The organism is Mucilaginibacter sp. 22184, from assembly GCF_052045695.1.
Lineage (GTDB): Bacteria > Bacteroidota > Bacteroidia > Sphingobacteriales > Sphingobacteriaceae > Mucilaginibacter.
The window spans coordinates 316,800-338,850 of sequence record NZ_JBQEPI010000002.1; the positions used below are offsets into that span (position 1 = coordinate 316,800).

Sequence of the window (22,051 nt, forward strand, 5' to 3'; positions counted from 1 at the left end):
AAATACACCTCTATTGAAATAACACTTCAGCAGGGCCCAACCCGGCCCTGCTGGGTTTATCGATCCTTCTTATTTTTTTAATAACAAAATTCATCATGAAAGCAAAGATCATCGCTCTGTTTACCACAGGCTTGTGCATAGCCAATTTACAAGGCATAGCACAAACCCAGCCATTCATTATTAATGGCAAACTACAAAACCTCTCCCCTGCACCCACTAAATTGTATTTGACAGAACTTTTACCCGGAACATTAAGAAAACACATAGATAGTACCGAGGTAAAAAACAACGGGTATCAGTTTAAAGGGCAGCTCACCGTTGATGAAGCCGTAGCGGTAACTATTAGCACTGCAATTAAAACAGATCCAACCAAAGACCTTACCCTTTATCTGGACAAAGGCGAACTGAATATAGTTTCAGATGGCACACTTAAAAAGTTCACTCTTTCCGGCTCGGCTGCTGCGGCTCAAAATCAGGTAATTGAAATAAGCAATGGTGTTGTAAAGGAAAAAGAAGAACTCAAACGGATAGCAGCCAGTGAGGAATACAAAACCAACGAAACGCTGCAGGCCGATGTATTAAAAAGATCCCGCTTATTAGGGTCTAAGGGGTTAATTGACATGTACACATTTGTTAGAAACAACCCGAATAACCGGGTAAGCCCCTTTACTACTTATGCGCTGTTGTTATCTGGCTATGTAGGCGGCGCGGCTCAGGACACCCTGATACAACAGTTGCCCAACCACGTTAAAACCGACAAGTTAGGTTTGGCCATTGCCCACATACCTGTAATGCGCGACTCGATGATGAAAGCGGCCCTGGCTAAACAAAAAGTAGAAACGGGCAAGATACCTGTAGGTAGTAAAGCACCTGAGTTTACCGAGAATGACATTCATGATAAGCCAGTTAGCCTGTCATCATTTAAAGGAAAATACGTACTGGTTGATTTTTGGGCCAGCTGGTGCTTACCATGCCGGCAGGAAAATCCGAACGTTTTGAAGGCTTACAATAAGTACAAAGACAAAGGCTTTACTGTATTAGGTGTTTCTCTTGATTCAGAATCGGCCAAAGCCAGCTGGCTCAAGGCTATCGCAAGTGATGCCCTGCCATGGACACAGATATCTGACCTCAAAGGATGGAAAAACCAGGCTGCACAATTGTACGGCGTGGGTTCTATTCCGCAAAACTTCCTGATCGACCCTAACGGCGTTGTTATTGCTACCAACCTGCGCGGCGAAGATCTGCATACCAAATTAGCTTCCATCTTAAAATAATAATGACAATGAAAATCATCATAAAACACAAAGGTCTAACGGCTTTAATATTAATGGCTTGCCTTTCCCTGATAAATTATAGCGCTTCAGGGCAAACCAAAAAAGCAAATTTTGCAGGTATGTGGCATTTAAACGAAAATAAAAGCGACTTTGGTCGCTTAACCGCCGCGAGCGCTAAAAAAGTACAGGTACTTACTATTGATCAAACAGCCAACGAGCTCACGATCAAGAGTGGTGATTCAACCGAAAGTACTAAGGCTATCATCCGGTTTGATGGAAAACCTTCTCAACTAAACAGCAATGCGGTCATCAATGAGATTCCTACTATATCCAGGAGCGAATTATCTATTCAATGGATAAACGACCATACCGTTACGGCTACTCTGGATAACCCAAAAGGACTGATGCCGCCAAGCGTTAAAACCTATACCATCTCGCCCGATCTGCAAACTTTTACCATTGATTATAAACTCAAATTCGGCGAATCGGAGCTAACCGGTAAACTGGTATATGATAAACAAAAAAGCAATTAATGTTACCTATTATTGATCGCTCCGTAATCAAAAACTATCATGAAAAAACTACTTGGAGTGCTGCTTATGGCGGCCCCTTTTTTGGGCCTGGCCCAAAACAAAACCAACTTTGAGATCAAGGGAAAACTGGACAGCATTGATGTACCAATGGTATACATTGTGCATTCACAAGGCTTTAAACAGATTATCGACAGCGCCGAAGTAACCAACCATGCTTACCGCCTGAAAGGTTATTTAGAAGTGGGACAGCCAACCGTGCTCATGACCTACAATATGAGAACAACAAAGCAAATACAGCCTGATGGCATGGCCTTGTTGTTCCTATCACCGGGAACATCAATGGTAACACACACTAAAAAGTTTCATGATATCACCATAAGCGGCCCTGCCGGGTATAATGACTATAAAACATTAACCGCAACAGCTAAACCTTACGAGGATAAAAACCAGGCACTTAAAACTAAAGCTTATGAATTACTGAAACAAAAAGATACCATTACCGCCAACAATGTCTACGCCAAGCAGTATGCTTTTGAGCAGGGCTTTATGGATAAAATATACGGTGGCTTTATCAAGCAACACCCCAAATCTCCGGTGGCATTTTTCGCACTTCAGAAGTTAGCTGGCACCGGTCATAGTATTGATGGCCAGAAATTGAAACCTTATTTTGATATGCTGCCCTCAAATATTAAAGCAAGTGAGGATGGGCAGCAGTTTAACAAAAGGATAACAGATGCCATTACCTTTAATACCAAGGGCGCTATCGGTAGCCTGGCTACAGACTTTACCCTGCTGGACACGGCCGGGCATGCCGTAAAACTATCTGACTTTAAAGGCAAATACGTATTGCTTGATCTGTGGGCAAGCTGGTGCAGCCCCTGCCGTGCCGACAATCCGCATTTAGTGGCAGCGTACAATACATACCACAAAAAAGGGTTTGAGATATTGAGCGTTTCGCTGGATACACGGCAACGCGAGAAAGCCTGGCATAACGCCATCAACCATGACCACTTAACTGCGTGGGCACATGTTGCCGACCTTGATCATGAAACCAATAGCGTGGTAACCTTATATGGTGTAAGTGGTATTCCGCAAAACTTCCTGATAGCCCCGGATGGTAAGATCATCGCCCGTAGTCTTCGTGATGGAGACCTCGAAAAGCAACTCAGCAAAATACTAAATAATTAAACGCCTCCTCCCCATGGATATTAAAAAACTGATACTAATCACCGCTCTCAGCTTTACCGGATACGCAACCTGGGCGCAATCCATTCCCTTAGATCCGGCTGTGCGCACTGGCAAGCTAGCCAATGGCTTTACTTATTATATTCGTCATAATGAGCAACCCAAAAAACGCGTAGAATTATACCTCGTTAATAAAGTAGGTTCAGTGCTCGAAGACGACGATCAGCAGGGTTTAGCTCATTTTATGGAGCACATGAACTTTAACGGCACCAAAAACTTTCCGAAAAATAATCTGGTTGATTACCTGCAAAAAGCCGGCGTTCGTTTTGGCGCTGATCTGAATGCCTATACCAGTTTTGACGAAACAGTTTACCAGTTGCCCATCCCTACCGATGATCCTGCCATGTTTGGTAACGGTATGCGCATAATGCGCGACTGGGCGCAGGAGGCTACTTTAGATCCTACCGAAATTGAAAAAGAACGAGGCGTTGTATTGGAAGAAGAAAGGTTGGGTAAAGGTGCTAAGGACCGTATGTCGAGACAATACTTGCCCATGTTGCTGAACCATGCCCGCTATGCCGACAGGCTACCCATAGGTACCGACGCGGTATTAACCAAATTTAAACCTGAGGTGATCAAACGCTTTCATCATGACTGGTACCGTCCCGACCTGCAGGCACTGATCATTGTAGGTGATGTAGATCTAAACGAAGCCGAAAAGCTGGTTAAAGAAAAATTTGCCGATCTTAAAAATCCTCAGAATGAAAGGGCGCGTACGCAATATGATGTCCCCTTAACCGGCAAAAGCCAGTTCATGATCGTTACTGATAAGGAAGCAACTACAACCGATCTGGAGATCATGATGAAACACCAGGCCCCGGAACTAAAAACCGAGCAAGATTATATCATCTCGATCAAACAAAACCTGTTCAACCAATTGCTGAGTAACCGCAGACTGGCGGAGTTAAGCCGCGAAAGCAACCCTGCCTTTACCGGTATGAGCGCGGGCATTGGCGGGGTATTAAAAAATGTGGACATGCTGAGCTTTAGCGTATCAGCTAAAGATGGCAGGTTGGAGCAAAGCTTTGCACAAACCTGGCGGGTTATGGAAAGAATTAAGCGTTATGGCTTTACAAAAACCGAATTTGACCGTGTTAAACAAAGCTATCTGCGTGGTCTTCAAAACAGCGTAAATGAACAAGGCAAAACTCCTTCAACCAGCTATGTAAAGGAATATCAGCGTTTATTTTTAAATAGCGAAGCCTCACCAGGTATTGCTTGGGAATATCAATTCACCAAAGACCATATCAATGCCATTGCACTGGATGATATCAATACGCTGATGAATGCGTATTTAGCATCAAAAGACGTGGATGTACTGGTATCAGCCCCAGAAAAAGACAGGGCCTCCCTACCCGATTCTGCTACCGTGCAAAGCTGGATAACTAAAGTAAGCAAAGAAAATCTTCAACCTTTTAAAGAAGATGAGATAACAAAGCCATTGCTTTCTGTGAAACCCAAAGCTGGTAAAGTAATTAGCAAACAAAATATTACGCAGCTCAATATTACCAAATTAACCCTCAGCAACGGCGTAAACGTAATCCTGAAACCTACCGATTTCAAAAATGATCAGATCATTTATGGAGCATTTGCACCCGGTGGCACATCACTATATGAACATACCGACTATGATGTGGCATCAAATGCGGGCGGCATCATGAACAGGATGGGTTTGGGTGACTTTAGCATGATACAGCTTAATAATCTTTTTACTGGCAAAGTAGCTTCATCATCAGCTAACATTATAGGTCGCGCATCAACCATCAGGGCAGGTGCTGCGCCTCAGGATCTGGAAGCCGCTCTGCAATTAACTTACCTACAGTTTACCGCCCCCCGTAAGGATACACTGATGTTTAAAAACACTATTAATAATGCCATTGCCGGTTTAACTAATCGCTATGCCAGTCCGGCAAATGTATTTGCAGATACCGTTAGTTATGTATTAGGCAATTATAATTACCGCTCGGCTCCACCAACCGCAGACCGTATTGGTAAAATCACCTTGCTGCGCGCCTATAATATTTATAAGGAGCGTTTTGCCGATGCCTCCGGATTTACGTTTGTTTTTGTTGGCAACTTTAAACCAGAGAGCATTATACCACTATTGGAGCTTTATTTAGGTTCGTTGCCAGCTACGCATCAGCATATCAAACCCCGTGATCTTGGCATTCATATCCCTACCGGGTTTATTGTAAAAAAGGTATACAAAGGCACCGAGAATAAGGCTACTGTACAACTGGTATTCAGCGGTGATTATACGTATAGCCCACTGGCCAACCTGCAGTTAAAAGCTTTAGGAGATGTATTGCAGATCAAAGTGTTGCAACAGCTGCGTGAAGCCGAAGGCGAGGTGTACAGCCCGCAGGTACAAACCAGCTATAACAAATATCCGCATAACCGCTTTGCCCTTACGGTAGCCTTTGGCTGCGCCCCGCAAAATGCCGACCACCTGGTAAACATGGTTGAGCAGGAAATGAATATTCTAAAGGAGAAAGGTCCGGATGCAGAAGATGTACAAAAATTTAAAGCCCAGTATGAAAAAAATGTGGAACTGGCTTTAAAGGACAATGGTTTCTGGCTGAATTACCTCCTCAACCAATATGAAAACAATGAAGATGTGCTCCAGGCACTCGATACAGATAAACTCCTGCAAAAAATAGATGCAGCATCATTAAAACAAGCCGCACAGGTATTTCTATCAGGCACTAACATGATCACATTTCAGTTACTACCGGAAAAAACCGCAGAATAAAAGCTTTTTTGTCCCCTTCTACTTTAACCCGATAGCGCTGTGCAAACAGCGCTATTCTTTTTTCAGATATTTTCAGGATATAGAAAACGCTATTATTTAACGCCTATAAGCATAGCAATAAATACCACCAGCCCAAGCCTGATACGTAGAATTTTAAGTGCATGCTTTACCTGGGTTTTAACAGTAAGCTCAGACAGATCAAGCTGTTGGGCGATTTGTTTATGGCTGAGATTTGCCCTGCGACTTAAAATAAATATCTCTCTCATTCGTGGAGGTAAGGCATCAATTTCACGTTCGATGATAGAGGCCAGCTGTTTTTCACGAATAGCATGATCCGTAATACAAGTGCCTGTTTCATAAAATGCCTTGAAGGAATTAATGTGTTTGGAGTTTACTTCCTGATGGGTAAACCAGTCGATAACTTTGTTGCGCATGGCCGCGTAGAGATAACCGGCGATACTTTTCTCCGGATCAAGATATTCCCGCCTGTTCCAAAGATTAATAAACGTTTCCTGGACTATGTCCTGCGCATCTTCCTTGCTGGCCGTCCGTTTGCACGCGTCAATGAACATTAAGCCAAAATAACGCTTGTAAATTTCATTATAAGCTTCATGACTACCCGATTTTAACAATTCGGACAAAGAATGGTCAGGAAAAGCACTTATATCATCCATGGCATAATCAACAATGCTAAAAATAACTAAATATTTTGTTAAATCGTTGTTAATTATCCGCAAATAATGGCATTCTTATATTTTTCCCTCTAACAAATCTTGTTTTCAGGAAAGCTTTGATACTTTCCACATGGTTTAATACCTTGTCTGATTTTCCTGACCTAAACTTCGATATCAACACGAATGTCTTATAATCGGCTGTGATGATGGAGATATCTACTTCAGCAACTTAATACTAATGGCCGCTCCCCCACCCGGAGCCAGTTTTATATTTAATTTTGAATTGGAATCCACTCTTATCTTTTTTATCTGATAAGCCTCGGGTTTGTTTTTCCAATCGGCATTGGCAGCATCGGCATAAATGATACACTCATAGCTCCGTCCTTTATCCAAAAAATTAAGAGGGAATGCGGTACTGCGGGCCTGTTCATCAGTTATGGCTCCTATAAACCAATCACCAGTTCCCTTGGCTTTGCGGGCTATAGTGATGTAGTCGCCAGGTTCGGCTTCTAATATCCGGGTATCGTCCCAATCAACCGCCACATCTTTAATAAACTGGAATGCATCCATATGTGCCTGGTAGTTTTCGGGCAGGTCGGCTGCCATTTGCAACGGACTATACATGGTTACATAAAGTGCCAATTGCTTGGCCAGGGTTGTATGCACTTGCCTTTCGGGGTTAGAAGAGTAATTTTTGAGTTTAAAAATACCAGGTGTATAATCCATGGGGCCACCCATTAATCGTGTGAAGGGCATAATGGTTTCGTGCTCGGGTGGGTTGCCGGTACTAAAGGCGTTGTACTCATTACCCCGGCCGGCTTCGCTGGCTATCCAATTTGGATAAGTACGCTGCACGCCTGTAGGTCGCATTGGTTCATGAGCATCAAGCATTACTCCATGATCGGCCGCTTTTTGTGCCACACGGGTGTAGTGCTGCACCATCCATTGCCCATCATGATGCTCGCCCCGCGGAATAATCCGGCCAACGTAACCTGTTTTTACTGATGTGTAACCAAACTTATTCATAAAACCAAATGCGGTATCCATGCGGCGCTCATAATTGGTGGCCGAACCCGATGTTTCATTATGCATGATCATCTGTACACCTTTTGCCTTTGCATAAGCTTGAATATCCGCCACATCAAAATCGGGATATGGGGTCACAAAGTCGAATACATCTTCCTTCCAGTTACCAAACCAGTCCTCCCAGCCCACATTCCAGCCCTCAACCAATACACCCTGGATTCCATTCTGCGCGGCAAAATCAATAAAGCGTTTTACATTAGCCGTATTTGCCCCATGCTGTCCGCTCGGGATAAGTTTACCGTTCGCATCTTTATCATCGGCATTTTTGGCATAGCTCCATGTACTTTTTCCGGTTTGCATTTCCCACCATACACCCACAAATTTCATAGGTTTTATCCACGATGTATTGGCAATGCGCGATGGCTCATTCAGGTTGAGGATCATTTTTGACGAAAGGATATCTGCCGCTTTATCACTCACAATAATAGTGCGCCAGGGGGTATGATCAGGTGCTTTTAAATAGGCTTTGTTGCCAACCGCATCGGGCACCAATGCCGAAGTTAGTTTGTAAGTAACGTTATCCACATGCAGTTGCATAGCGCTATAGTTCATCAATCCCGCTTCGTGGATGTTAATGTAAAGCCCATCATCACTCTTCAGCATCAATGGAGTTTGTACCGCTTTAGCATCTGGAGCTGTACGAACAGCAATATCAGTGGCATTTTTTACAATCTGCGTGTTATCCACCTGACTGATCTTTGATGTGGTGTACAGATATTCGTTGCTGTCATAATCGCCCGGTATCCAAAACGCTTTATCATCGCCAGCAAGTGCAAATTCGGTACGCTCGTTTGTAATAATAAAATAACCGAGATTGGGCTGTTGCGGAAATTCATATCTAAAACCAACTCCATCTGCAAACACCCTGAACACAATATCCAGCAAACGCTGTTGCCCACCCTGATGCTGTAAATGTACAGTCAGTTGCTGGTAGTGGTTACGTATCTTACTCACCTCACCCAAAACCGGCGACCATGTTTCGTCTACCTGTTTGGTATCACTGCCCAGCCATTTAAAATTCTTGTAAAAGGTACTATCATCGGCCAATTCAAAACCCAGGCCCGATGTTTTGATGAATTGTTTGTTGTTATAAATCACATCATATGTTGGGCGCCCATCATTTTGCATCTGCACATGCAACTTCACTTTGTCCATAGTGGCTTCTGCCATTTTATCTTCCTGTGCAAAGGTTATATGCTGCATCAGCAACAGGTAGGGTATACAAATAAATATTCTTTTCATTAGTTTTTTATTTAGTGATCAGGCTTTCCAACAGCAAGATACGTGCGGTCATTAACCACAGTTCATAGATGGTGCTTTAGGATACATCACTTGAAATTTCGACAGAAAGTTTTTCCAAAAAAGGGGAACAGGTTGTAGGCCCCGCCCCCCTATCAATTGATTATTAATAGCCCGGGTTTTGTTTTATTTTGCTGTTACTGTTAATCTCGGCCAGCGGAATTGGCCATGTGTACGATTTGTTATCGTCCCATTTGATAGCTCCGTTCAGATTAAGTGCCGTACCGTAATAAGTCGCTTCCGATTTACCAATGCGCCAGCGGCAAACGTCAAACCACCAGTAGCCCTCGTTAAACAATTCGGCGAAACGCTCGTAGTAAAGTGGATTATTGCCCAATACCGGGTCGCCGATGGCTGCGGTAGGGGCTGAAAGTGATGCGTAATCTACGGGTGAAGCGCCATTGATAGGATAACTGTAAGCACGGCGTTTTACTTTGTTCAGATATTCCAGCGCATTAGCATTGTCGCCGCCACCTTTACAGGCTTCGGCATATAGCAGATAAACATCGGCCATACGCAGCAGGTAAATATTCCAGGCATCGGCCGGGCCGCTGGCACTGGCATTGCCCAGTTGCGATGGGCTGTTAACATTATAATTTACCGGCGAGTATTTGCGGAAGCTAAAACCATAGGTATTTACCTGCCCCGCATAAAAATTAGGTTTTGAGGCTGGGTAAACCGTAGAACCATTGGGCTTCACCTGATCTATCCATGGTTCTACAGTGTTTACAAACAACCGCGGGTCGGCAGTTTTGTTGGCGCGCACAGCCAGGGCCTGTGTACGGTAAGCCGGATCCATCACCTGTTTAGGATTATTATAGCTGGCCGGTTTTGAGTTATCAAATGCAGGATTATTAACCAAATTATAATAACCTATGCTGAAACCAAAACGAGGGATATTACGGTCGTGAACTACTTCGTTACCATAGCCCAAAGGCTGCGCGGCACCTTCGGTACCATCATCGCCCAATGCCCAGGCAGGCCATATGAGGCCGTTAATGGTGGTGGCATTAGCCGCCTTACCGCCGTAAATACCGTAATCATTACCCTTGCCATCAGGGTCAACATTTAATTCAAATAGCGATTCCTCGTTAAATTCATTAGCAGGGTTGCCATCAAAGGAGTCGGCATATTTGGCAAAGGGCATCAGTGTTTTACCACTGTTCTGTATTACATCATTCAGTGTGGTTTTGGCATTCGCCCAATCCTGTGTGTATACATATGCTTTGCCCAGTAAACCTTTTGCGGCCCACTCAGTAGGACGACCTACATCAACACCAGTCCAGGTTTTACCTTTCAGGAGTGTCGCGGCCTGTTTCAGGTCACTTTCTATAAAATCCCATACCGCACGGGCTGTAGCGCGGGGTACCTGAGTTTCGGCCAGGCTGGCTGGAATACCGTTGTAGATAGGCACGCCCATTTTATCGCCGCCGGCACTGGGACTAACATAGCTTTCGCCGAAGAGGCATTCCAGCCACATATAGTAAAATGCGCGCATAAAATATGCCTGACCGCGTATGTAGTTCACATTGTTTGCATCATCGGATGAGAGGCCGCCCTTCTTGGTCAGCAAATCGGCGCCAGCCAGTGTAACATTGCAATTTTTCACACCGGTGAACAGCGAGGTATATGCGCCGGTGGAGTAAGAATTAGTAACACTGAGGTTAGTATTGGCCATCTCGTTCCAGCCAGCATCACCACTATAAGCTGAATTGGCGGTATGCGTAGCATTCGAAAGTGCCTTTGGCAACAGGTTGAAACCGAACAGGTTCTGATCGCGCAGGTTTGAATAGCTGGCTGCCAGCACACTCTGCAGGTCGCCAACCGATGCCGGGTAATTGCTTGTTGAATATTTTGACGGGTCGCTTGCGTTAAGCGGTGCCTTTTTGCAGCCTGCTGTAAGAGCCGCTGCCACTAATATGGATAGATATATTTTCTTTGTCATGACTCTTCAATTAAAAATTAACATCAAGGCCTAATGAATAGATACGGGTTTGCGGGTACTGTGATACTGCGTCTACGCCGCGCGTAGTAGCACCCGAGTAACCAAGCTGAGAGGCTGCGAAACCCAATTCGGGATCAAGGCCACTGTATTTGGTAATGGTGAACAGGTTATTCCCCATAATAAATACTCTCGCACTCTTAATTTTCAGCTTGCTTAATAAACTATTGCTAAATGTGTAGCCCAATTGCGCGTTCTTTAGCTTCAGGTAACTACCGTTCTCCACAAAATAGCTACTCACGGTTTGGTAGTTTTTATTAGGATCGAGCGTGAAAGTGCCGTCAGGATTCTTTACGCCAAGACGTGGCTGACTGGTTAACCCGTTTGATCCCAGATACGAGGCATTAAATACCTGGCTGGTAGTATTACCATCAGCAAACGGAAACTGTTTATACGCCTTAACCCCGTTAAACAGATCTATGCCTTGTACACCGTTGAATAACAAAGCAAGGTCTAAGCCCTTATAATTAAACCGGGCACTGACACCGTAAACCAATTTCGGATTAGGATTACCCAATACCTGGCGGTCATCCGCAGTGATCTTACCGTCGTGGTTAAAGTCTTCATATATCAAGTCACCGGCTTTAGCAGTGCTTCCCTGCGGACTACCAGCAGCTTGGGCATCTGTTTGAAACATGCCCTGTACTTTGTAACCATAGAATGACCCAAATGGCAGACCGGCTTTGGTGATGGTTAGATTTTGGTTAGGCATCATGTTAAAGCCCGCATCACCTATGCTATAGTAGTTAATACCATCATAAATAGCGTCTGTTGCCAGGCCGCTCAGGCTAACTACTTTGTTTTTGTTGAAACCACCGGTTACGCTAATGTCGTATCCAAATTTACCGGAAGTATTACGATAGCCCAGTAAAATATCCCAGCCCCTATTGTTTACCTTGCCCACATTGGCAATGTATGGTGCGGTAAAACCGGTGCTTAATGGCAGATTGATGTTGTACAACATACCATCGGTGTTCTTATTATAGTATTCAATTGAGTAATATATTTTACCGCCCAGGGCTTCACCATCTAAACCGACGTTGGTTTCACGAATGGTTTCCCAATGCAGATCGGGGTTGGGAATAGCGTTCACCGAATTTGCGATGATCAGCGGACCGCCCTGCGAGAAGTTCTGCGCACCAGAGGCAATACCATTGGTAGCATTAAACTGGTTGTAGGCCGATACGTATAAGTATGCAGGAATGGTACTGTTACCCAACTCACCATAGCTACCACGTAATTTCAGGTTATTAATTACCCGTAGTAATGGTTTAAAAAATTCCTCTTCACTAATGTTCCATCCGGCAGAACCAGCGGCGAAACGACCTTTTTGCTTATCGGGGCCAAACACGGTATAGTTGGCATCCTGGCGGATAGATCCCGACAGATAGTAGCGACTATTGAAGTTATAGTTTAAACGGGCGAATTTCGAACGGATGAGACCATTGTTATCCGTTTTACCGGCGATAGACAGGTTTGAGCCTGATGTTTGAATAAACGAGTAACCCGGTAAGCCGATAGAAGTTTCGGCGGCGTTAACCATGTTATACTTATTGTCGATCACTTCGTAACCGACTACCGCGCTCAGATTGTGCTTACCATAAGTTTTATTCCAGCTCAGCACATCATTATTGAGGAATTGTGTGCTTTGGATAAAATATTTGGTAAGTGAATTAGTTGATGAACTTGTTTTACCAATGGTAAACGCGTCCTGGAAATAATCCTGGTTTTCCAGGTAGTAATTGTAGCTAAAATTACTCCTGATACTAAAACCATACGGCAGGGTAATTTCGGCGTATACGTTTGATTGAACATTGTTCTTTTGGTTATTAGCTGTAGCGTAGAATGCGCTGCCTACAGGATTAGGTCCACCAAATTGCGATAGCTGTCCGTAGCCTTGAGGTACGGTGCCAAATTTGCCAAAACGATCCTTAATGGGTATTACAGGTAATGTGCGGAACGGCGCGTTATGCAACTGAGCCTCGGTACCTACAGGTGGCGATGTGCTGCGCTGCGACAACGCCAACTGTTCGCCTACTTTCAGCCAGCTGGAAAGTTTCAGATCGGTATTTACACGTGCACCACCAATGCGCGATGAGTTTTTGATGTAAATACCCTTCTGATTGTTATAAAACCCCGATACCAGGTAATTTACTACAGGAGTAGATCCGGCTACCGAGGCGTTATAATTTTGCTCGTAAGCATTATCATATATCGCTTTTACCCAATCTGTATTGGCCAATGTATCAATACCTGGTCTTGGGGTTCCGGGAGATGTTTGGAAATAAGTTGGATTGACAATATTTTCCAGCTTAATGAAATCATTTTTATCCAATAGCTTGATCAGCTTGGGTTTGGTAATGCCATAACGTGCAGAAAAATTAATGGTAGGCGTACCCGAAGTGCCTTTTTTAGTGGTGATCACAATAACACCACCGGCTGCTGCAGCGCCATAAATAGCGGCTGAGCTGGCATCTTTAAGTACATCAATAGTAGCAATATCCTGTACATTGATGTTATTACCATCGGGTACACGCACTCCATCTACAATGTAAAGCGGCGCAGGTTGGTTAAGCGATGCTAAACCGCGGATCACAATGCTGGGCGTAGCATCAGGCGCACCTGAACTTTTAACGATATCGACACCTGCTATACGCCCCTGTAACGCATCTGTAGGATTTGTAATAGGCTGGTTCTTGAACGCTTCGCCTTTTACCGATCCTACAGAGCCTGTAAGGTCTTTACGGCGCTGGGTACCATAACCCACCACCACTACTTCGTTAAGGCTGTGTGGATCTGGTGAAAGCTGTATGCTGATATTGACACGATTGCCAACCGTTTCTTCCTGTCTGCCATATCCTATCATAGTGAACACCAGTACATCCCGATTGCCGGCTAATATGGTGTAGTTACCTTCGGCATCGGTTAGGGTCCCCCGCGTAGTGCCCTTAATAGCTACAGAAACCCCGGGAAGCGCCAGGCCCCTTTCGTCTGTGAGCTTACCTTTTATTGATATGCCCTGCGCCATTGCGGCTATGCAAAGCAACACAAATAAGGGGCTGATAAGCAGTTTTTTGAGTAGTTGTTTTTTATACATAATGTTTGGGTTTAAGGTTTGTGCTCATTGGAATTAATTAAGGATAAATACTAATGGGGTTCGCTTTATTTTATGCAGATGACAGATAGGCGGACGATATGGCCGCATACCAATGCTTCGGAAACCAGCATTGCAAAATTGAGTACGCGCAGCTGCCTGGCAGATGTGTTGTGCCTTTATGCATGTTCATGAAATTGGTTTTTAAATTGGTGTATGCAGACGGCATATTAGCGCCAAACACCATTGCCGGTCTGCCGATTCAAAGAGAGGTAGTATTTGCGGTCAAAGCAAGGTACTGAACTACGAATATAAACCCTTATTAAGAAAATATAATTATAAATTACTGACAATCAGATATATTTATAACATACAGAGTAGTAAAAATATAAATGAGATATAACGAAATGCAAGGTATTAAAGCCCTTACACCGCGTTAATGCCCATGATGTGAGCTTCGAAACCATCGGGATCGTACGATTTGTTTTTGATGCGGGTGCGGTAATTGTAAATAGTATTGAGTGAGTACTCTAAGATCCGGGCTATTTTATCGGTATCGCTAATACCCAAACGCACCAGGGCAAATATCCGCAGATCGCTGTTTAAAAGCTGATCTGGCAGCAGATGGGTTTGATGTTCGGTAGGGAAAAGGTTATTAAATTCCGTTACAAAATTGGGGAAGAGCTTTAAAAAAGCCTTATCGAAATTACTAAATAGCTCCTCGCGCTCTTTTTTAAGGTTGATGTTACTGATTAGCAATTTTATATCATCAAATTTACGCGTGGTAAGTCGTTGTTCGATGGAGTTTTTAAAACGCTCCAGCTTGTTCATATAGTCGGATATAATGTTAAGATAATACCCGATGTATTCCTCCTTGATCTTTTCCGCTTCATTCAATTTTTCGATGGTGTGCCGCAGATTAGCATTGGCCTCAACAAGCAACTTATCCGTCGCTTTTATTCGCTTTAATTGCTTGGATATGATCACAATAAAAACCACCACCACTACCGCAAACAGTGTTAACAACAGGGAGTAGAACATGAATGCCCGTTTCTGTCCCTGTTCAGAAAGGATGCGCGCGCTGGCAATAACCGGTAAAATAGCACTTACCTGAACCTTGCGCTGGCGGGCACCATAATAAACGGCATCATCCATTGCCTGTTTAATAAACAGGTATGCATCATCGGTATTACCCCTTTTATCTAACAACTGGGCCAGGTTAAGCATGGCGGCTGCTTCCTTGGTTGATGATTTGATATCGGCAATTGCAGCCCCTATCAGTAACGCTGCAGCGCTATCGGGTTTGTTATGCTGAATGTAAATATCGCTAAGCGTAGATGTGGTTACCGCATACTGGTGATCGGACAGGTGTTGATGATCAATCAGTAAACGCAGATTTTGCACGGCTTTTTTCAATTCACCCGATTTAATGTACTTCAGTCCGTTATAATAAATATACTCGAACGAAGTGTGATCACATAAGCGGGTGGCCGAATCAATATACTGGTTACCATTGCTGTTGTAAATACTGGTGTAAAAGCTATCCCGGTCAAAATCGGCTAAATCATAATAGGTACGGGCTGTAAGCAGGTAATATTCTTCTTTAACGGACCGAGGCAAACCAGCCAGTTTTACAGACCTTAGTGTATCAAAAGTTTCCTTAAACATGCCCGATGATAATAGGATAAACCCCATTTTTACCTTGGCGTATGCTATTTTTGTAGGATCATTAATAGCGGTACCCATCTGCTGCAACTTTTGGGCATAGTTAAAGGCTTTGCCGTAATTAAAGCTTTTATACTCATCATACAGTTTGGAATAAATATCAAACCGCAGCTGCAGATTAAGTGGGGCCGCTTTATCGAGTTGTACCTGCAATTCATCTATTTTTTGCTGCTTGCGGGCATCATAAACCGTTTTTTGATCGATATAATTTTTTAAGCGGGCTATCTCGGGATCAAGTTGCTGCGCCAATGCAGCGCTTATGCCAATAAGTAAAAGCCATGCATTAACAATAAACGCCTTCATTTTAATAAGTTTAAGAGTGACCAGGGTTGGTTATAATTAGTTGAACTATAAATAGCAGACTAATATAAGTAAGCAATTACTCACATCCTTATCAAAAAATGGAAAAAATCAATCAGGCACAAAAGGTAGGTCACAATTATTAGAAAAACCGCCCCGTTGTCAAAGAATGGGCTTAACGAAAAAAGGAAATATCCAGTGCTGAATATTTCCTTTTTTCATCAATTCAATTTACCGTTATTTTGTGATCACATTGATATGACCACCATTGGCAAACAAACTATTGGGCACAAAGTAGCCTTTATTTTCCTTTCCGTTTATTTTTATAGATGTTAAGGCTCTCCCCTTCCCTGGTTTGGTTATCGTTACTATTTTCCCCGTACTGGTTTTCCATTTTATTTCATCAAAAAGCGGTACAGTCACAATATATTCCGGATCGGTTGCCGAAAATGGATAAAGCCCCAATGCACTGAACACATACCAAGCCGACATTTCACCTGCATCATCCATGCCGCTAAGCTCCAATCCATTACTACCCATGCCATATAAATTATTCAGTATATGGTCAATGATCTTTTGTGATTTCCAGGGTTTGCCAACAAAATAATAGGCAAAAGGCGCCTCGTGGTCGGGCTGGTTACCCTGGCAATATTGCCCTACCATAGTTTCTACATTCCGGGCAATGTAATGAGGGTTCCATGGCACGGTAAAAAACGAATCCAGTTTAGCTTCAAAATTCTTTGATCCGCCATAAAGCTTAATCAAGCCCGGCATGTCATGAGGAGCGAAGAAAGATATCTGCCAGGCATTTGCCTCCCTGTACATATATTCATAATAAGGATACTGAGGATTGAAATTCTTTACCCAATCCCCATTTTCTAACCGTCCCCTCATAAATTTCGTTGATGGATCAAATACATTTTTATAGTTTTTGGATCTGGCCATCAATATTCTGTAATTAACGGTATCGCCCAATTTTTTGGCGATCTGGGCAACAGAATAATCATCATAAGAATATTCTAACGTTTTTGATACGCCGGCTTTGCCCTTGGTTTCTACGTTAGGTGCAGCGATGTCCGGGTCGGAGATATATCCCTTTTTGATATATTCAGTTATAAACGGGCGGGTTCCACCCTCTACATTAGCATTTCTTAACAGTAACTGGTAAGTGCCTTTAATATCAAAATCATCAATACCCCGTAGATAAGCTCCTGCGATAGAAGACGTGGCATGGTCACCATGAAAAAAAGTGGGTATAAAACCTGTTTTATCGCCTTTATCTTTCAGTGATTTAATAACATTAAGCGTAACATTTGGGCTGATAAGCTCTAACAGCACATCCTTATTTCGATAGGTATCCCATAACGATGGTTCAGTGTAATAGATAATGCCCGTTTTTACGATATTATTTTTGATATCCTTAAACTCTCCGTTTACATCACTACGTAATGCCGGCCACAGAAATGACCGGTACATGCAAGAGTAAAACATCTGCCTTTGTTTATCAGTTCCGCCTTTTACCTGGATGGATGACAATAGAGTTTCCCATTGCTGGTTTGCTTCTTTCCGAACAGCTTCAAATGTTTTACCGCCTATTTCTTTTTCCAGGTTTTGTTTGGCGTTTTCGACACTTACAAATGACAAGCCTATTTTAAGTTCAACCGAACCTGTGTTACCATTAGCCAAATGCACTATGGCGAAACCTGTACGCTCGCCCTCATCCTTCTTTTCTAATTTTTCAATTTTGGTATTCAGTATAGCATAAAAATAAACGTTTTCGCCGCCCTGAAAACCCTGTAAAGCAAAATCTCCAACCTGTTCAATTTTCCATGTTGACGGGTGACTAAGCGCTTTGGACAAGTCAAAAAGTATTTGCCTGTTGGCATTGTTTTTATACTCGTACCTATGATAGCCGCACCTTAATGTAGATGTTAAACTTACATTGACATGGTAATCATCCAGGTATACCTGGTAAAAACCGGGAGAAGCACTTTCCTTTTTGTGTGAAAACCTCGAACCAAATTGGCCCCCCGGATTTGAAAGCGGCAGAATAGGAATATTGCCCAAATTCCAATGGCCTTTATTGGTATGCGTAAAGCCCACAATAACCGAATCTTCATATTCGTATCCGGCACCGGCGGGTTGAAACTTTGTCATGGGACTCAATTGCACCATAGCATTAGGCAACGAACTACCTGGAAAGGTAAGTCCCGACCAAGCTCGCCAACCCTTTGGCAACTCATAACCCAGTATCTTAGGGTCGGTAACTCCCTCCGAACCGATAAATGTATTTACATACTTTGTGTAAGTCGTAGTTGTTTGACTTTTACTAACAGAAGATGCAAGCGGTATGATCAGTATTACGCATAAAAAGCTTTTAGCAAAATTTCTCATTCTTTTAAAAATAGGTAGACCAGATGAATAGTTTAAAGTTGCAATTATTCTTTTACATGAAACAATAATATATGCATCTTCTTCCTTTATCTTTTAATATTAGCTTTCTTTGAATTTCGAGCTGTGCTATTTAAAGGTCAAATAAAAAGCCTGTAATTAAAATTTACAGGCTTTTATTTTCGATCTGATTGGAATATTTAATGGATCAAACAACCACTGGTGTTTCTTTTACGGCTGATGGCGCGATTGGTTTACGGTGCCAGTAATTAGCCAGTAAGGAGCCGGTAATATTCATCAACGGACCAAACACTGCCGGTGCCAGGCCAACCGTAGCTATCTTACCCATTTCTTTCGCCAGTCCTGATGCGAGTCCACCGTTTTGCATCCCAACTTCAATGGCCATGGTACGGCAGTCGCGTTCATCCATTTTAAATAGGCGGCCGGCCCAATAGCCCAGCGTATAACCCATCAGATTATGGATCAGCACCAGCAAAACGAGCATAAAACCGATGTTGAGCAAACTGCTCCTGCCCGCAGCCGTGATGATCACGATGATGAAGGCTATACCGAACATGGATACCATGGGCATGGCATATTCCAACCATTTGGCTCGTTTAAGCAGGTATTTATTAAACAAAATACCAGCACCTATAGGTAGTATGACCATTTTGGTAATATCCCACATCATTTTGTACATATCTATCTGGATAAAGGTACCGCCTAAAAATTTCATGAGCATAGGCGTAAAAAACGGCGCCAGCATAGTTGAAACAGCCGTAATGGTGATTGACAAGGCCAAATTAGCTTTTGCCAGGTACGATATCACGTTGGAGGCCATACCATTGGGTGAGCAGCCAATCAAAATAATGCCTGCTGCAATCTCTGGCGGGAAACCGCTTAGTTTAGCCAGGGTGAAACCCAGCGTAGGCATGATCAAAAAATGGCTGAATACCCCAATAAATACCCCCTTGGGCATTTTGATAACACCGGCAAAATCCTTGATGCTCATGGACGTACCCATACCAAACATAATGAGCTGTATAAGCGGCGTTATAAGGGCAGCCAGTTTAAACCCGCCTACCTGTATAAAATGCTGCGGGTAATATAAAGCCGTGGTAACCGCCGCGAAGATGATGAGCGTATAAGAAAAGCCTTTGAGCTGCTTAAAGCCCCGGAACGAGATGGCTAGCGTCACAAAAAACGCGATCAGGAAAGGGCCGGATTGTTCTATACTTCCACGAAAAAAAAGTGTGGCTGATATAAGCAGGCATATCACTGATAACCCCGCTATAATTTTATACATATTAAAATTATTCAATGTATTTCGATTTAAGGTGTATCATTACCAGGTTCTTTTCTCCATAAAGACATCCAGTTGCGCCCGGGTCATTTTTACTTTGCTGCCACTTTGCGCAAGCCACTTCAAAAATGCCTCCCTGATGGCTGGCGTCCACTGGCTGTCAATTTCACCCGTACTATATGTACCCGCTTTCAGCATGGCATGCCCAAAATCATCGCGCAGGGCGATAAATTCGGACGTAGCCACCACTTTCTCGGCTAAATGAGCCGGGATAAACAATACGCCTTCTTTTTCGGAAAGAACCAGGTCGCCGGGTAATACAATGGCATGCCCTATTCTAATAGGCGTATTCAAGCCCATCAACACCATCTCTTCCAGATACGATGGATCAAAATCACGCACAAAGGCATTGAACCCGTGAATACTTTTTAAGCCCTGCAAATCGCGGGCTGAACCATCAAAAATCACCCCGTTACCCGATTTGTTGAATATGGAATTGCCCAGGTTATCGCCTATCAGTGTGCCGCCTTTTATTTTACCAAAACCATCAGCTACATATACATCACCTTTTTTGAGCACATCAATTGGCCAGGCATTGGTATTGCCTTTCCTGCCATCCTTTATTCCCTGTGCCTTGATATTTTTTTCGATATCGGGTCTGCTGGGCATAAACATGGCGGTTACCGCCCTACCAATTACGGGAACATCATCATTCACTAATTTCCAGTTGCCCTCAAATTGGTTGTTATAGCCTTCGTTCCGTAACACGGTCCAGGCTTCTTCAATGCCGATATGTTTGGCCCGTTCCAGCAAATCGTCAGGTATTTTTGGCCGGCCATCCTCAAAGCGTTCACCTTTCCATTCGGAGGTGTAAAATATCAGTTGTTCTTTCGATATGGTTTGGGCCCTGGCGCTAACTGCATAAAGCAACAATACCGGAAAGCAGATCTTTAAAATGTTTCTCATTTATTTATAGGTTTATTATTGGTTACTGAACTCTCTCTGGCAAGCGGCCTGTTATTGGGTATCCGCGGCGCATTTATTGGTGTAGCAATACCGTTTAGGTCATACACTATTCTACCGGCCCTTACGGTCATTTCACATTCCAGCTTTTTATCGGCAGCAATTTTATACCCGGTATAGTCAAACAAACCAAATTTACCTTCCCTGATACTTAAAATAGCAATATCGGCATCTGAGCCTACAGAAAGGTTGCCCAACTCTTCATGTTTAATTTCTTTGGCCGGATTGGAGGTGCTCACCCGTATCACCTCATAAAGGTCCATCCCGATATTCAGGAATTTAGACATAGTGGTAAGCATATCCTTCATGGCATTGTTCATGCTACCGGTATGGATATCGGTGCTGATGGAATTTGGATAAAACCCATCCTTTGCAGCCGGGATAGCCTGCGAAAAGGCAAAGCTGATACCACCATAACCCACATCAAAATAAATACCGCGCTTACGGGCTTCCCATACAAAGGGCTTTACTTTTTGGGTACTCAGATCGACAATGTATTCCCTGCTATCCAGTTGCCCAAAACAGTGGGTAAAAATATCGCCCGGGCGCAGATGCTTCATAAACAGTTCTTCGATAGATAACGGCGGATTGCTGCCGCCAAAATCAATCATTACCGGCAGGCCACCGGCCATGTTGCCAGCTTCCACCGCATGATCAACCGGTGTCCATTCATGACCCTCATAGTGCGCCACTTTAAATCCAACCACAATGTTCCGGTAACGGCGGGCAACCAGCGCCGCCATTTTGGAGTCCATATCATTGGCGTTTTGCTCATAACCGGCACGCATGCCTTCGCCCACGATATTGATGAAGGCCAGCACCCGCGTTTGCGACTGATCAATAGTTTGCGCCTTAAATGTGGAAAAGGTGCGCCAGCCCGAGCTACCGGCGTCCACCACGGTAGTAACCCCATTGCGAAAGGTAAAACCATCCGGTGGCAAGGCCAGGTTGCCATTCTCATACTGATGATCGGGCTCGGTACCATAAAAATTGTGGGTATGAATATCGATGAGACCCGGTGTAACATACATACCGGTAGCGTCAACAACCTGCAGACCCAGTTTAGGGTTGATATTTTGGGCCACCAGCGCTATTTTGCCATCTTTTACCGCTATATCCATTTCGGCATCGATGTTGTTTTTAGGGTCCATCACATGGCCTCCTTTGATAACTACATTATAGGATTGTGCTTGTATTGTTGTAATAGCTAAACCCATGGCTGCTATTACCAGGAATATTCTTTTTTGCATTTCAAATCAATTTTAATTCATTAATGCAGGAAACCTGGGGCAATAGTTATCCTGTCGGAGCAGAAATACCTACTCCGTAAAGCAATAATTGTAAGTTGGC

The 22,051-nt window shown here is 43.6% G+C and carries 13 protein-coding genes; 4 read left to right on the forward strand and 9 right to left on the reverse strand.

Annotated features, from left to right (window positions below; translation table 11 throughout):
• Nucleotides 1-95: 95 nt before the first annotated feature.
• From ACTJKG_RS06430 to ACTJKG_RS06445, 4 genes are read left to right on the forward strand one after another with little or no spacing between them, the layout of a single operon-like run.
• Nucleotides 96-1,274: a redoxin domain-containing protein gene (locus ACTJKG_RS06430; RefSeq protein ID WP_440738684.1), complete on the forward strand. Its 1,179-nt coding sequence runs from the start codon at nucleotides 96-98 to the stop codon at nucleotides 1,272-1,274.
• A gap of 8 nt (nucleotides 1,275-1,282) precedes the next feature.
• Nucleotides 1,283-1,807, forward strand: a complete 525-nt coding sequence (locus ACTJKG_RS06435; RefSeq protein ID WP_172333154.1) for a hypothetical protein — start codon at nucleotides 1,283-1,285, stop codon at nucleotides 1,805-1,807.
• A 39-nt stretch (nucleotides 1,808-1,846) separates the two neighbouring features.
• Nucleotides 1,847-2,995, forward strand: a complete 1,149-nt coding sequence (locus tag ACTJKG_RS06440; RefSeq protein WP_440738685.1) for a redoxin domain-containing protein — start codon at nucleotides 1,847-1,849, stop codon at nucleotides 2,993-2,995.
• A gap of 13 nt (nucleotides 2,996-3,008) precedes the next feature.
• Nucleotides 3,009-5,804 carry a M16 family metallopeptidase gene (locus tag ACTJKG_RS06445; RefSeq protein ID WP_440738686.1) on the forward strand — a complete coding sequence of 932 codons (2,796 nt, stop codon included), beginning with the start codon at nucleotides 3,009-3,011 and terminating at the stop codon, nucleotides 5,802-5,804.
• Nucleotides 5,805-5,896: 92 nt separating this feature from the next.
• Here the strand turns inward: ACTJKG_RS06445 and ACTJKG_RS06450 are convergent, their stop codons facing one another.
• The 9 genes from ACTJKG_RS06450 to ACTJKG_RS06490 all read right to left on the reverse strand — a co-directional run bounded on the left by ACTJKG_RS06450 (nucleotide 5,897) and on the right by ACTJKG_RS06490 (nucleotide 21,951).
• Entirely contained in the window at nucleotides 5,897-6,478 is a 582-nt protein-coding gene (locus ACTJKG_RS06450) for an RNA polymerase sigma-70 factor (protein WP_172333151.1), read from the reverse strand.
• 216 nt (nucleotides 6,479-6,694) lie between these two features.
• On the reverse strand, nucleotides 6,695-8,806 hold the full coding sequence (locus ACTJKG_RS06455; protein ID WP_172333150.1) for a glycoside hydrolase family 97 protein: 2,112 nt from the start codon (nucleotides 8,804-8,806) through the stop codon (nucleotides 6,695-6,697).
• Nucleotides 8,807-8,969: 163 nt separating this feature from the next.
• On the reverse strand, nucleotides 8,970-10,808 hold the full coding sequence (locus ACTJKG_RS06460) for a RagB/SusD family nutrient uptake outer membrane protein (protein WP_440738687.1): 1,839 nt from the start codon (nucleotides 10,806-10,808) through the stop codon (nucleotides 8,970-8,972).
• 10 nt (nucleotides 10,809-10,818) lie between these two features.
• Nucleotides 10,819-13,962, reverse strand: coding sequence for a SusC/RagA family TonB-linked outer membrane protein (locus ACTJKG_RS06465; RefSeq protein WP_440738688.1), 3,144 nt, complete (start codon nucleotides 13,960-13,962; stop codon nucleotides 10,819-10,821).
• A gap of 423 nt (nucleotides 13,963-14,385) precedes the next feature.
• Nucleotides 14,386-15,987: a DUF6377 domain-containing protein gene (locus tag ACTJKG_RS06470; RefSeq protein ID WP_440738689.1), complete on the reverse strand. Its 1,602-nt coding sequence runs from the start codon at nucleotides 15,985-15,987 to the stop codon at nucleotides 14,386-14,388.
• 234 nt (nucleotides 15,988-16,221) lie between these two features.
• Entirely contained in the window at nucleotides 16,222-18,378 is a 2,157-nt protein-coding gene (locus tag ACTJKG_RS06475; protein WP_172333147.1) for a GH92 family glycosyl hydrolase, read from the reverse strand.
• A 205-nt stretch (nucleotides 18,379-18,583) separates the two neighbouring features.
• Nucleotides 18,584-19,681, reverse strand: a complete 1,098-nt coding sequence (locus tag ACTJKG_RS06480; RefSeq protein WP_172333146.1) for a bile acid:sodium symporter family protein — start codon at nucleotides 19,679-19,681, stop codon at nucleotides 18,584-18,586.
• Nucleotides 19,682-19,720: 39 nt separating this feature from the next.
• Nucleotides 19,721-20,644, reverse strand: a complete 924-nt coding sequence (locus ACTJKG_RS06485) for an RraA family protein (protein ID WP_440738690.1) — start codon at nucleotides 20,642-20,644, stop codon at nucleotides 19,721-19,723.
• Entirely contained in the window at nucleotides 20,641-21,951 is a 1,311-nt protein-coding gene (locus ACTJKG_RS06490; RefSeq protein ID WP_440738691.1) for an amidohydrolase/deacetylase family metallohydrolase, read from the reverse strand. The genes ACTJKG_RS06485 and ACTJKG_RS06490 overlap by 4 nt, the downstream gene beginning before the upstream one ends.
• Nucleotides 21,952-22,051: the final 100 nt, after the last annotated feature.